The sequence below is a fragment of the Bradyrhizobium sp. CER78 genome (assembly GCF_029846235.1).
Lineage (GTDB): Bacteria > Pseudomonadota > Alphaproteobacteria > Rhizobiales > Xanthobacteraceae > Bradyrhizobium.
In genome coordinates this window covers 453,584-467,238 of the sequence record NZ_JARVWP010000005.1, presented here as the reverse complement: position 1 = coordinate 467,238, position 13,655 = coordinate 453,584, and the positions used below count along the sequence as shown (strand labels likewise).

At 65.1% G+C, this 13,655-nt stretch carries 11 protein-coding genes; 5 read left to right on the top strand and 6 right to left on the bottom strand.

Annotated elements, in window-relative coordinates:
• Nucleotides 1-108: 108 nt before the first annotated feature.
• The 3 genes from QDT69_RS13810 to QDT69_RS13800 all read right to left on the bottom strand — a co-directional run bounded on the left by QDT69_RS13810 (nt 109) and on the right by QDT69_RS13800 (nt 4,124).
• Complete coding sequence (locus QDT69_RS13810; protein ID WP_279707061.1) at nt 109-1,323, bottom strand: ABC transporter substrate-binding protein; 1,215 nt, start codon at nt 1,321-1,323, stop codon at nt 109-111.
• A 332-nt stretch (nt 1,324-1,655) separates the two neighbouring features.
• Nucleotides 1,656-3,224, bottom strand: a complete 1,569-nt coding sequence (locus QDT69_RS13805; RefSeq protein WP_279707060.1) for a DUF4403 family protein — start codon at nt 3,222-3,224, stop codon at nt 1,656-1,658.
• Nucleotides 3,225-3,434: 210 nt separating this feature from the next.
• A complete protein-coding gene (locus tag QDT69_RS13800) occupies nt 3,435-4,124 on the bottom strand; it encodes a L,D-transpeptidase (RefSeq protein ID WP_279707059.1) in 690 nt (229 codons plus the stop codon).
• A 248-nt stretch (nt 4,125-4,372) separates the two neighbouring features.
• Between QDT69_RS13800 and QDT69_RS13795 the strand changes: the two genes are divergently transcribed.
• On the top strand, nt 4,373-5,581 hold the full coding sequence (locus QDT69_RS13795; protein WP_279707058.1) for an acyltransferase: 1,209 nt from the start codon (nt 4,373-4,375) through the stop codon (nt 5,579-5,581).
• A 25-nt stretch (nt 5,582-5,606) separates the two neighbouring features.
• Here the strand turns inward: QDT69_RS13795 and QDT69_RS13790 are convergent, their stop codons facing one another.
• Both QDT69_RS13790 and QDT69_RS13785 read right to left on the bottom strand, forming a co-directional pair.
• A complete protein-coding gene (locus tag QDT69_RS13790) occupies nt 5,607-6,389 on the bottom strand; it encodes a sulfite exporter TauE/SafE family protein (RefSeq protein ID WP_279707130.1) in 783 nt (260 codons plus the stop codon).
• Nucleotides 6,390-6,501: 112 nt separating this feature from the next.
• A complete protein-coding gene (locus tag QDT69_RS13785) occupies nt 6,502-7,884 on the bottom strand; it encodes a TAXI family TRAP transporter solute-binding subunit (protein ID WP_279707057.1) in 1,383 nt (460 codons plus the stop codon).
• 138 nt (nt 7,885-8,022) lie between these two features.
• On the opposite strand from QDT69_RS13785, the gene QDT69_RS13780 reads away from it, so the two are divergent.
• From QDT69_RS13780 to QDT69_RS13770, 3 genes are all read left to right on the top strand, one after another.
• Nucleotides 8,023-9,078: a glycosyltransferase family 1 protein gene (locus QDT69_RS13780; RefSeq protein WP_279707056.1), complete on the top strand. Its 1,056-nt coding sequence runs from the start codon at nt 8,023-8,025 to the stop codon at nt 9,076-9,078.
• A 33-nt stretch (nt 9,079-9,111) separates the two neighbouring features.
• The gene (locus tag QDT69_RS13775) at nt 9,112-9,801 is read left to right on the top strand and encodes a methyltransferase domain-containing protein (protein WP_279707055.1); all 690 of its coding nucleotides are present in this window, start codon (nt 9,112-9,114) and stop codon (nt 9,799-9,801) included.
• Between the two features lie 252 nt (nt 9,802-10,053).
• Entirely contained in the window at nt 10,054-10,671 is a 618-nt protein-coding gene (locus QDT69_RS13770) for a hypothetical protein (protein WP_074130485.1), read from the top strand.
• Between the two features lie 294 nt (nt 10,672-10,965).
• Here the strand turns inward: QDT69_RS13770 and QDT69_RS13765 are convergent, their stop codons facing one another.
• A complete protein-coding gene (locus QDT69_RS13765) occupies nt 10,966-12,630 on the bottom strand; it encodes an aminotransferase class III-fold pyridoxal phosphate-dependent enzyme (protein ID WP_279707054.1) in 1,665 nt (554 codons plus the stop codon).
• A 34-nt stretch (nt 12,631-12,664) separates the two neighbouring features.
• Here QDT69_RS13765 and asd point away from each other — a divergent pair, with 34 nt between their 5' ends.
• A complete protein-coding gene (gene asd / locus QDT69_RS13760; protein ID WP_279707129.1) occupies nt 12,665-13,531 on the top strand; it encodes an archaetidylserine decarboxylase in 867 nt (288 codons plus the stop codon).
• Nucleotides 13,532-13,655: the final 124 nt, after the last annotated feature.

Genomic DNA, 13,655 nt, shown 5'->3' with positions numbered 1-13,655 from the left:
AGCCTGTTGCGCAAAGAAAAACGCGCCCGGTGTGGCCGGGCGCGTTTTCTTGTTCGCAGTCATCAGGCGCGAGGCTCGGGCGAGCCGATCGCCCGCAGCGGCGCGTCGTCAGTTCGACTTCACCAGCGGGCAGCCGCCCTTGTCGAGCGGGCGGAAGGCTTCGTCGCCGGGCACGGTGGCGATCAGCTTGTAGAGATCCCACTCGTTCTTGGATTCCTCGGGCTTCTTGGTCTCGAACAGGTACATGTCGTGCACCATGCGGCCGTCGACGCGGATATGGCCGTTCTTGGCGAAGAAGTCGTTGATCGGCGTCTTGCGCATCTGCTCCATCACCTTCGGCGCCTCGTCGGTGCCGATCGCCTCGATCGCCTTCAGGTAATGCATGGTCGCCGAGTAGAGGCCGGCCTGGATCATGGTCGGCATGTGGCCGACCTTCTCGTTGAAGCGCTTCGAAAAGGCGCGGGTCTCGTCGTTCATGTCCCAGTAGAAGGCGTCGGTGACGATCAGGCCCTGCGTCGCCTTCAGGCCCAGCGCATGGGTGTCGGTGATCTCCATCAACAGCGCGATCAGCTTCTGGCCGCCCTGGGTCAGGCCGAACTCGGCGGCCTGCTTCAGCGCGGTGGTGGTGTCGCCGCCGGCATTGGCCAGCGCCACGACCTTGGCCTTGGAGGCCTGCGCCTGCAGCAGGAAGGACGAGAAGTCCGACGAGTTGAGCGGATGGCGCACGTCGCCCAGCACCTTGCCGCCGGTCTCCTTGACGACGTTGGCGGCGTCGCGCTCCAGCGCCATGCCGAAGGCGTAGTCGGCGGTGACGAAGAACCAGGTGTCCTCGCCGCGCTTGACCATCGCCTTGCCGGCGACGTTCGACAGCGCGTAGGTGTCGTAGGTCCAGTGTACGGTGTTGGGCGAGCAGGCGGTGCCGGTGATATCGGAGGAGCCGCCGCCGGAATTGATGTGGATCTTGTTCTTCTCGCGCGTCAGCGCCGAGATCGGCAGCGCGACCGACGAGGTCGGCACGTCGAGGATCGCATCGACCTTGTCGTTGTCGTACCAGTTGCGCGCGATGCTGACGCCGACGTCGGGCTTGTTCTGGTGATCGGCCACGACGACCTGGATCGGCTTGCCCTTCACCTTGCCGCCGTAATCGGCGACCGCCATCTCGACCGCGGCGACCGAGCCCTTGCCGGTGGCGTCCGCATAGAGGCTCGACATGTCGGTGAGCACGCCGAGCTTGACGACGTCGTCGGAGATCTGGGCGTTGGCTGCGGTGCCGGAGGCCGCAAGCGCGAGGCTGGCCGCCGCTGCGGCCAAGAGCGATTTCATCGTGTTTCTCTCCCTGATTTTTCGTCGAAGATTGCTTCCACGGGGCACCTTCTATCCGGTGCGGCAACCTGTCGCAAAGACGACTTTTTGGGCATGCAGCGGATGGAACGCCGGGATCGGCGAGGGGCGCGGGACGAGTTGGATGAGCTGGGTCGAGCGACGGCTTTAGTGCACCTCTCCCGCTTGCGGGGGAGGTCGGCGCGTAGCGCCGGGTGGGGGTCGTCTCCACAATATGACTCGCGGAGAGAGCCCCCACCCCAACCCTCCCCCGCAAGCGGGAGAGGGGGCTCAACCGCTGTCGCGGCTGCCATCCAACTCGCGTGACAATCTAGCTACAGCGCCGGTAGCGCGGTGACGGCGGCCTTGATGGTGCCGTCGGTTTCCACGACCACCCGGAGCGTCTTCGAATCGAACGCGATGCCGGCAAGGCGGATGCTGTTGACGTCGGCGTCGACCCGGATGCCTTCCTCGTTCTTCTGCAGGTCGGCGATGGCGGCGGCGATCTTGCGCTGCGCGTTGCTCGCGAATGGCTTGAGGTCGACCACCAGGCGGTCGGCGAGCGCCTGCTGCATGTGCGGGATCGCCGCGCGCGCGGCGGCGCCGAGCAGGCCGAACGCGGCCTCGGACTCGACCGCCAGCTCGACATCGGCGAGCCGCAGCGTTTGGGCCGCCTGGTCGAGCCGCGGCCGGCCCCAGATGTGCACGGTCGCCTCGGCGCCGAGGCCGAAGAAGCTCTTCTTCTCCTTGGCGTGCACCAGAAGCGAGATCAGAAGCCGGTCGCCGGAGGCGGCGATGCTCGCGCTCTTGACGGTGACGTCGACCGGGCCGGAGCCGTCCTCGGGGAAGGTCTTGCCCTTCAACTGCGCCTCGACGAGTTGCGTCAGCGTGGTGAAGGACATGTCGACCGGCAGGCCGACCGAGACCTGGCTCGGCATCGGCGGCACGATCGCGAGCTTGTCGGGGAACGGGCAGTTCGGCGTGGTCTGCGCCTCCGTGATCCGGGTCTCGGCCTCGATCCCCATGGTCAGGATCAGCGAGGACGCATCGACCTTCGGCTGCGCGGCGATCGCGCGGGTCGGCCGCAGCTCGAGCCACATCGGCGGCATCGACGCGGTGCCGCCGGTGCCCTGCAGCGGGATCGAGCGACAGGCCTTGGCCCATTGCGTGCGGGCGGTATTCTGGAACACCGGGTCGTTGTGCAACCGCGCCTCGACCACGGAGATCTGGTCGGCGACCGCCTTGTCGATGACGGGCTTGACCTGGGCCGGTACGCTGATGCGGACGCCGGCGGCCGACAGGCCGGTGTCGCCGAGATTGACCTGCGCCTGCAGGTTCGGCTCGATCCGCCAGGACGCACCGAGCTTCGGCCGCGCGGTCAGCGTGACGCTGCCCTTGATGTCGGCATTGGCGTTGATGTTCTTGATGTTCACGGCGCCGATCTGCTTGGCGACATTGCCGCCGAGCAGGTTACCGAGCGCGTTGGTCACGGCGCCGGTCGCCTTATCCGACAGCGAGCCGGTGACCTTGAGCGTGCCGTTGATCGGGGTCGTCAGCGTCAGCACGTCCTGCGCGCCGGTGGCCGCGATCGGTCCGCGCGACGCGGTCCAGCCGATGTCGGCATTTTGCAGGATTTGCTGGACCGGGTTGTCGGCCTTGCCGCCGAAGGTCTTCGGCGCGCCGCGTTCGGCGGCATCGCGGATCGCCGACAGCGCGACCGAGACCTGCGCCACGACCGTCGAGGAGCGCGGCGCCTGCGGCAGCGGCGGCAGTTGCACCAGCGGCGGCGTCTGCACGGTGACGCTCGGCGCGAGCCAGTCCATGGCCTTGAGGCTGATCGCGAACGAGACCAGCACCACCGTGAGCCCGAGCGCGATTGTCCTTGGATGCATCGGTAGACGCATCGTCCCCCCGGATGAAAATCAACTTTGACGGGTTGTACAGGCCCGCCGACGAGGGCGCCAGTGTGGCGGGATCAAGCTGCTTCAGGGGCGGAAGCCCGCCGCCCGCCCGCGATCACCCAGACGTTAACGATCCCTGCGTTAACGATTGTGAACGCGACAACGGCCCCGGCATGATGCCGGAGCCGTCGTCGATGTCTGAATATGTCGGGTTTAGCGGACGGCCGAGCCGAGATCGGCGCGGCGGTCGGTCATCGGCAGCACGATCACCTTGGTGCCGACGCTGACCCGCGAATAGAGGTCGGTGACGTCCTCATTGGTGAGGCGCAGGCAGCCGGAGGAGACGTGGGTGCCGATCGTCTCCGGCGCGTTGGTGCCGTGGATTCGGTACACGGTGCCGCCGAGATACATGGCGCGGGCGCCGAGCGGGTTGCCGGGGCCGCCGGCCATGTGGCGCGGCAGATAGGGCTGGCGGGCGATCATTTCCGGCGGCGGGGTCCAATCCGGCCATTCTGCCTTCTTGGTGATGGTCTGGGTGCCCGACCAGGTGAAGCCGTCGCGGCCGACGCCGATGCCGTAGCGCATCGCCTGGCCATTGCCCATCACGAGATAGAGATAGGTGTGCGGGGTGTCGATGATGATGGTGCCGGGCGCCTCGCGCGTCGGATAGGCGACGACCTGGCGGCGGAGCCGGGCGGGCAGCTCGACGGAGCGGTCTTCTTCCTGCGCCTGTGGCATCGACTGCACCGGCGGCTGCACGGCCTCGGTCGGCGGCGTCAGGATGAAGGGAAAGATCGGCAGCGGCGCGGCCGCGGCGGAATTCGAGAAGGCAACGGTGCCAATCGCCAGCGCACCGAAGGCGGCGGCAGCGAGACGTGCGTTCAGCTTGATGGAATTGAACATTGTCGACCCCTGTTGTTTGCGCCCTGCGCGCCAGTTCCGGCGCGTCGTTGGGTCAAACCAGTACAGGTGAGGCGTTTCAGGACGTTTGCACGAAATCGCCAAAATGGTTTCGTGCCGTTAGGGGTTTGTTTCGTCCGTGTTTCGTCGAACGGTTAAGGGCGGGTTGCCGGGAGGTGTCCCGTCCCAAGACATTTTTCCTGGCATGGCCCTTGCCATCCGAAGGCGTGGTTCGGAATGGAGTGGAAATCATGCCAGCGCCTTCGATCGGGAGCATGCTGGATCGGCAGAAAGGCTTTGGTCCCGGGTTCGATTTTCTCCGCGTTGCGCTCGCGATCGCGGTGGTCGCAGGGCATACGCCCTATGTTGCCACCGGTCGCGGCGATTCCGATCCGACGTGGATCCTCTGGTTTCCGCAATTTGCGATCCTCGTGATGTTTTTCGCGCTGAGCGGGTTTCTGATCGCCGCGAGCGGGCTGCGGCTCAGCGTTAAGGAATTCCTGATCAATCGCGGCTTGCGGATCATTCCGGCGCTTGCGGTCGAGATCGTGCTGTCGGCGTTGATCCTCGGGCCGATCTTCACGACGCTGCCGCTCTCGGACTATTTCACCAGCGCCGGCACCTGGAAATACTTTACGAACGTCGTCGGCCTGGTGAATTACACGCTGCCGGGCGTGTTCAGCGGCAATCCCGCGCCGGAGGTCAACAGTTCGCTGTGGACCGTGCCGTTCGAATACGGCTGCTACGCTGTGATGGCGGTCATCATGATGTTGGGGCTGCTGCGCAAGCCGCTGCTGATCGTGCTTGGCGTCGTCATTCTGGTCGGCATCGGCTTTGCCGTGCAGATCACAGGGCATACCGCCAATCCGTCGCAACTCCCTCCCGGCGTTGCGGGCACGCTGTACGACAAGATCTTCAGCACGGCGCTGTTTCTCGGACGCGGTGCGAAATTGCCGGTCGCCTGTCTGCTCGCCATCGTGGTCTACCTCTACCGCGACCGCATTCCCTATGACGGGCGGATTCTCGCCGCCTGCTGTGCGCTCTGCCTCGGCGCAGCACTGCTTGGGCCGGCGGCCTGGATGACCCAGCCGGTCCTCAATGCCATCATCGCGCCGGCGCTGATCTATATCACCGTGTTCCTCGGCGTCTCCAATCTGCCGCGGCTGCCGCTGTTTTCGAAGGGCGACTACTCCTACGGCATCTATCTGTACGGCTTTCCGATGCAGCAGGTGGTGAAAGTGTGGCTGCCGAATGCGTCGCTGATTGTCCAGTTCGCCGTCGCGCTGGTGCTGATCACGGCGTTCGCGGCGTTCTCCTGGCACTGCATCGAGAAGCCGATCCTGAAGCTGCGCCGCCATTTCTCCTTCGTGGCGCGCAAGCGGCTCGAGCCGGACGAGAAGGTCAAACCGCTCGAGGGGATCGGGCCGCTTGCGGTCAGCGTGAGCGCGCGATCTTCCTGACGAGAAGCAACAGCGCCGGCGGCACTCAGAGGTGAATGTAGCCGGCCAGTCCGTCCCACAGCAGCTTGGCCGCGGTGACGACGAGAATGGCGTAGCAGGCGCGGTACAGCGCGCGCTGGTCGAGGCGTTCGTGCAGCCGCCAGCCGGCCCAGACGCCGACCGGCACGGCCGGCACGCACAGCGCCATCAGCACCCACAGGCTCCGCGACGGCGTGGCGAGCACCAGCCAGGGACCTGCCTTCAGCAGGTTGCCGACCGTGAAGAACAGGCTGGTGGTGCCGGCGTAAAGCGCCTTCGACATGCCGAGCGGCAGCAGATAGATCGCAAGCGGCGGCCCGCCGGAATGCGCGACCATCGTGGTGACGCCGGAGGAGAGCCCGGCGAACGTGGCCTTGATCGTCGAGCGCGGACGCGGCTTGATCTCGCCGCCGCCGATGAACCACAGCGCGGCGAACACCAGCGTTACCACGCCCATTACGATCTCGACGGCATGCCGGTCGAGATCGCGCAGCACGAAATAACCAAGGCCGATGCCGACGACGAGCGCGGGCAGCAGCATCGCAAGGTCGGTGCGCGACCAGGTATTGGGCCGCCAGAACCGCAGCGCCGTGATGTCCATCACGACGAACAGCGGCGCGAGCAGCGCGCCGGCCGCGATTGGATCCATCGCCAACGAGAGCAGCGGGATGCCGACGATGGCAAAGCCGCCGCCGAACGCACCCTTCATGAAGGCGATCAGGAAGACGCCGGCGAGCGCGACCGCGAGCACGAACGGCGCGGGCAGGTCAGCAATGATGGACGTGATCATGGTGTCGCGCGGCGCGTTGTGGTCGTGCTCATACATGGCCACGCGCGCCTGCACGCGCAATCCAAACATTGCTCTCGGTGCACATTGCTCTCGGTGCAATCGGCGTGGCGCTCTAGCCGGTGCGCATCCTCGGCAGGCCCGGCCGGTCGCCGTTGATCACGGAACGGCGATCGGAGACGGCGTGATGGAATTGCTCGAGCGTCAGCCCGATCGCCGACAGGTCGCCTTCCTCGATCGCGCCGTCGTCGTAGCAATCGAGCGCCTCGCGCAGCAATGCGTCGGCATCGCTCTGCATCGCCGCGAGCTGCTCCGGCGTCTCGGCACTGCGTACTCGCGAGATCAGCGTCAGCAGATTGTCGCGATGGGTGATGTATTGCTCGCGCTCGTCGCGCTTCATGTGGTGGCGCAGCCAGGCGCCGGCCGAGCCGAGGCCGGAGATCAGCAGGATGCCGCCCCAGATGTAATCGGAGTATTTTTCGAGGAAGGTGCGCTCGGTGCCGTCGATATAGGCTGCGGCGCCTTGGTGCGCCGGCAATGAGGCGTCCTTGTCGGTGTCCGGCTTCTCGATCTTGGCCGCCGCCGGCAGATCGCGCGCGACCTGGAGGCGCTGCGTAAACAGCTGCCGGTCCAGCGCGCCGACGGTCGACTCGTGCAGGCTGTGCTGCGCGATGATCAGGTGATTGACGCTGACGGTCTCGACCTTGTCTTCGGGGCGTGCCGGCGACGAGGAGAAGATGCTGCCGGCGATCTCTTCCGATTCGTAAAGCGGATGCTTCTGCGCGATCGCTTCAGAGACCTCGATGGGAATGAATTTCGGCTCGCCGCGCGCGGCCGCCGTCGCGGCGATCGCATCCGCCGTCACCTTGCTGTCGAGCGGGCCGACGGTCATGTAGGCGTCGAGCGATGGATCGCGCGCGAGGTCGGCGACCTTGTTGACGGCGAACTGGCTGACCGCGACCTTGTCCGGATTGACGCCGGACTCGGTCAGGATCACGCGCAGCAGCGTGACATTGGCCTGGGTGCTGCCGATCACGCCGACCTGGTGACCGGCAAGATCGTCGATGCTCTTGATCTTCGCAGGCCGCTGCTTGCCCTTGCCGCCCGACGGCGCCCACAGCACGACGACGTTCTTGCGCAGGACCGCAACCGACTCGGCGCTCGCCGGTAGGCTGAGATCGCCGCGCACCACCGCGAGATCGACCTTGTTGGCGGTGAACAGCGCGATGCTTTCGGCGGCGCCTTGCGTCGGGACCGGCTTCAACCGCACCGCACTCCCGTCGCGCGCAAACGCCTGCGCGAAGCCCTGGATGAGCTTGACGTCGTCGCTGCCGGTCGGGCCGACGGCGATCGTCAGCGTCACTGGACGCAGCGCATATGACAGCGCGCCGGCGGCGGCGCCAAACACAAGGATGCCGACCGCGAGGATCAGGAGCGACGAGTTTCGCCGTCTGAGCCTGCGGCGCGTGGTGCCGGGATGTTCGCTCTGCTCTGACATCTGTCTGTCATGTTACACGAAAAACCGGCCGTTTGCCGTGAAAAACAACCTAACATTTCGATGACGTCATACGTTTGAAACATCCATGTCAGAACGTCGTGCGAGCAGAATCAAGATTAACGATTTGGGTCTCCTGCGATGCGCATACTCGTTGCGACCGATGCCTGGCATCCGCAAGTCAACGGCGTGGTCCGGACGCTGACGTCGCTTGCGCGCAGCGCAGCGGCCCTCGGCGCCGAGATCGAATTCCTCACTCCCGACGGCTTCCGTTCGGTCGGCGTGCCGACCTATCCGGGGCTGCGGATGGCGCTGCCGAACCGGCGCGAGATCGCGCGCCGGATCGAGGAGGCCGCACCCGAGGCGATCCACATCGCAACCGAAGGTCCGATCGGCTGGGCAGTGCGCGGCTTTTGCCAGCGCAACAAGCTCGCCTTCACCACGTCATATACAACGCGCTTCCCGGAATATGTTTCGGTGCGCACCGGAATTCCCGACAGCGTCGGCTACGCCGTGCTTCGCCACTTCCATGCGGCAGGCTCGATGACCATGGTCGCGACCGACTCGCTGCGGTCCGAGCTTGCCGAGCGCGGCTTCCGCAGGCTCGGCTTCTGGACCCGCGGCGTCGACACCAGGATCTTCAATCCCGACCAACCGGCGGTGCTCGACCTGCCGCGGCCGATCTTCATGACGATGGGCCGCGTCGCGGTGGAGAAGAACCTCGACGCCTTCCTGGCGCTGGACCTGCCGGGCTCCAAGGTCGTGGTCGGCGATGGCCCGCAACGGGCGGCGCTGGAACAGAAATATCCCGACGCGATTTTCCTTGGCGAGAAGAAGGGCCAGGATTTGACCTCGCACCTCGCCGCCGCCGACGTCTTCGTGTTCCCGAGCCTGACCGACACCTTCGGCGTCGTGCAGCTCGAGGCGCTGGCCTGCGGCACGCCGGTCGCGGCGTTCCCGGTCACCGGGCCGAAGGACGTCATCGCGGATCATCCGATCGGCGCGATCGACAATGATCTGCGCGCCGCCTGCCTGCGCGCGCTGAACATGTCGCGCGCAGACTGCCGCAATTTTGCGTTGGAGCGTTCCTGGGAAAACAGTGCGCGTCAGTTCATCGGCAATCTGGCCACGTTGCAGCCGAGCCGCGCGCCGCGGCCCGCCCGCCGCGTTGCCGGCCGCAGTGCGGTTCCGAATTAACAGCTCAATCGAACGAAAGACGAGAGACTATCTATGGCTGAAATTATCAAGCTGGGCGCAGACCGTTCCCTGGACTTCGACCGCGAAACGGTCGAGCAGGCCTATGACCGCTGGGCGCCGATCTACGACCTCGTGTTTGGCGGCGTGTTCAGCAAGGGCCGGCAGGCCGCGATCCAGGCCACCAACAAGATCGGCGGCCGCGTGCTCGAAGTCGGCGTCGGCACCGGCATCTCGTTGCCGCTCTATGGCCAGAACGTTCGCATCTTCGGCACCGACATTTCCGAGGCGATGCTCGAGAAGGCCAAGAAGCGCGTCGCCGAGCAGGGCCTGAAGAATGTCGAGGGCCTTGCGGTGATGGATGCCGAGAAGCTCGAATTCCCCGACAATTCGTTCGATGTGGTGATGGCGCAGTACGTGCTCTCGGCAGTGCCGAACCCGGAAGCCGCGATGGACGAGTTCGCGCGCGTGGTGCGGCCGGGCGGCGAATTGATCATCCTGACCCGGGTCAGCGCCGACGCCGGCGTCCGCCGCTTCATCGAGCAGACGCTGCAGCCGGTGGTGCGCCCGCTCGGGTTCCGCACCGCTGAATTCGCCTGGTCGCGCTACACCAAGTGGCTCTCTGGCGCGCACGGCATGGAGCTCGCGGAACGCCGCCTGATCCCGCCGCTCGGCCATTTCTCGCTGGTCCGCTTCCGCAAGGCCGACGTCGCCAAGGCGGCTTAAAGCGGCGGCCTGAAGCGCTGCCTGAGGCGGCTCAGCCCGCCGGTCCTTCCGGGTGAGGCGGCGCACAGTGCGCCGCAAACCGGAAGGCTACGATCTCCTCTGCCTCATCCCCGCAAATCTCCGGGATGAGGCGAGACCCTTCTCCAGTCGCGTCAAGGCGTCGCTCCGCGTTGTCATATGTCATTATGATGATGTCACACGCGATACATCGAATCCCTGTAAATCCTGTTCCGAAAGATGTTGGGGGAACCAATGATCAAGAATTTTCTGCAAGAGCTGCGTACCCAGCGCTGGGATGACCATCGCTTCTACCACCACAGCCGGATCAACCAGAGCCTGCACTTCGTCAGCGCGCTGAGCTTCCTGTTCGCCTATGTGATGCTGTTCTTCGATCCGGTCGTGTCGGCGCTGGTCGGCTGGCTGGTCTCGATGACCTCGCGCCAGGCCGGTCACTTCTTCTTCGAGCCGAAGGGGTATGACCACGTCAACCAGGCGACCCACGAGCACAAGGAAGACATCAAGGTCGGCTACAACCTGCAGCGCAAGGTCGTGCTGATGGCGATCTGGGCGCTGTCGCCGATGGTGCTGTACTTCGATCCGACCCTGTTCGGCCTGTTCAAGCCCTGGGTCACGATGGGCGACTTCACCCGTCAGGTCGCCAAGATCTGGCTTGCGGTCGGCGTCGGCGGCCTGCTGTTCCGCACCATCCACCTGTTCTTCATCCGCGACGTCGAGACCGGCCTCGTCTGGATGACCAAGATCGTCACCGATCCGTTCCACGACCTGAAGCTCTATCACAAGGCGCCGCTGTTCCTGATGAAAGGCGAGCTGATCGATCCGGGTCTCGAGAAGCACGTCAAGCACGCCTGATCGTTGCTCCCAGCGTCTTCAAATTGCGTCATGCCCGGGCTTGTCCCGGGCATCACCGTTCTTAGGGCTCTCGTGAAGATCTTACGCCGCGCTGCTGGCCACAACGGGACTGCGCTCCCTCTCCCGCTTGCGGGGGAGGGTTGGGGTGGGGGTGTCGCCGCTTGCGGCACTCATTGTGAGGAGAGAACCCCCACCCGGATCGCATCTGCCGATGCGACCCGGCCTCCCCCGCAAGCGGGAGAGGTGAAGGAAGGGCAAGAGCGGGGCGAGGGGGGGAGAGAGCAGGGGCAGCCGTCAGCGCCCAAGCCTCACAGCGACCATCTCTTTCAGGATCTGCCGCTTGATGTTCTTGTTGGTGAGACCTTCCTGGTGCCACCACCAGCCGTCGCGCTTCATCTTGTCGCAAGCCGCGACGAAGCGGTCGCTGACCTCCGCGAAATCAGCGTCGGTGTAGTTCAGGCTGAAGATCAGGCGGCCGGTGCCGACCCAGCTCAGCGCCAGTCCCTCGGCGCGCAGGTAGTATTGCAGCATCCAGTTATAGCGGGACGGCTCGGTGTAATAGACGGTCCAGATCGACGAGATGTTGCCGACGCGAACCGGCAAGCCTTGTGCTTCGAGCCGGTCGTTGAGCGACTTGGCGCGGCCGTTCCAGGTTTCGTCCAGCCCGTTATAGATCGAGCGGAAGTTCGGGCTGGCGAGCCGGCTCAGGAACTCGTCCATCGCCGTCATCACGTAAGGGTGCGAGTTGAAGGTGCCGCGGGCGAAGCAGATGTCGGCCGGACGGTCGTCGCGGAAGCGGCGCATCAGGTCCTTGCGGCCGCACACCACGCCGACCGGAAGTCCGCCGGCAAGGCTCTTGCCGTAGGTCGCCATGTCGGCTTTGACGCCGAAATATTCCTGGGCGCCGCCGGCGGCGAGGCGGAAGCCGACGAACACCTCGTCGAAGATCAGCACGATGCCGCGCTCGGTGCAGACCTCGCGCAGCTTCTTCAGCCATTCGGTGTAGGCGGCGCGGTCGTACCGGGAAGAGCGCGAGGAATCGACCAGCGCGGAATCGCCGGGCGCGTTGCCGTTCGGATGCAGCGCCTGCAGCGGATTGACCAGCACGCAGGCGATGTCCTTGCGGGTGCGCAGCACGTGCAGCGTCTTCTCCGACATGTCGGCGAGCGTGTAGGTCTCGTGCGGCGACACCGGATTGCCGACGCCGGGCTGCACCTCGCCCCACCAGCCGTGATAGGCGCCGGCGAAGCGCACCAGATGCGTGCGCTTGGTGTGGTAGCGCGCGAGCCGCACCGCCTGCATCACGGCCTCGGTGCCCGACATGTGGAACGAGACCTCGTCGAGACCGGAGATCTCGCAGAGCCGCTTCACATTGTCGGCAATGATCGGGTGGTAGGGGCCGAGCACCGGACCCAGCGCATGGGCGCGCTTCTCACCCTCGGCGATGCACTCCTTGTAGAAGTCGTTGCCGAAGATGTTGACGCCGTAGGAGCCGGTCAGGTCGTAGGACACGTTGCCGTCGAGGTCGGTGACGGTGACGCCGCGGGAGGCCTCGACGAAGGCCGAGGTGCCGAGATGCTCGCGCACCAGGCGGCTGTACTGGAACGGCACGCGGTAGCTTTCGGTGAACTGCAGGTCGGAGATCCGCTCCGTCACCTCGGCGGTCAGCGCGCGGCCCTTGGGGTAGCGATCCTGGTAGAGGCCGGCGAGGCGGAAGAAGCCGTCCTGGCGCTGGATCGCGATGTCCTTCGGCGCTCCGTCGGAGCAGAAGAACTGGTCGATGTCGAATTCGTAGTGCGGCACCATTCGCGCCACCATCTTGGACATCTTGGAATGTCCGGTCAGCGAGCGGTGCTTGGCGCGCGACAGCGCGATGCGGGCCTGAATTTTGGGGAAAGCTGCGGCGGCGCCGGCAAGTGCGGCGGCGGACAGCGAGAGAATCGGAAGGGATGTTTCCATGACAGAAGCGCTAGCCTCAGCACCTAACAAATTCATGACAGTCAAGGGCCTGATCTCGGCATTCACCCAGCAGGAAGACCTCAATTTCCTGCTCACCAACCGGATTCCACGGGCCGCGCTGACCCGCTTCATGGGCTGGTTCTCCAAGATCGAGAACCCGCTGGTGCGCGATGCCTCGATCGCCTGCTGGAAGCTATTCTCCGACCTCGATCTGTCGGAAGCAAAGAAGACCGAATTCAAGAGTTTGCACGATTGCTTTACCCGTGAGCTGAAGCCCGGCCTGCGCCCGGCGGCGGCCGATCCCGCCATCATCGCGAGCCCGTCGGATGCGATCGTCGGCGCGCATGGCCGGATCGAGGACGGGCAATTGTTCCAGGTCAAGGGCGCGCCCTATTCGCTGCTCGACCTGCTCGGCGATCCCGCGCTGGTCGAGCAGCATCGCAACGGCCGCTTCGTCACGCTGCGGCTGACCTCGAGCATGTATCACCGCTTCCACGCGCCGTATGATCTTGCCATCGACAAGGTGACGTTCATCCATGGCGATGTCTGGAACGTCAATCCGATCGCGTTGAAGCGGATCGAGCGGCTGTTCTGCAAGAATGAGCGCGCGGTGCTGCGCACAAAACTCCCGACCGGCGAGGCGCTGACGCTGGTTCCGGTCGCAGCGATCCTGGTCGCCAGCCTTCGCCTGCATTTCCTCGACGTCACGCTGAATGCGCAGTCGCGCGGCCCGGTGGATTTCCCATGTGACGCGCATGTGAAGAAAGGCGATGAACTCGGTTGGTTCGAGCACGGCTCGACCATTATCGTGCTCGCGCCTGACAATTTCGAGTTCTGCGACAATGTCGCCGAGGGAACGCGGATCAAATGCGGCGAACCTTTGATGCGAAAACCCTCATAGCGCTTTCGAGCGAAGTGGGCACCGGTTCACGTGAAGAAAGCGCGTCAAATGGGAATTTTGATGTCGCTTTCTCCTTCGCACGTCATTGTTTGAGCATGTTCTGCTTGGAAAAGCGGTTTCCACT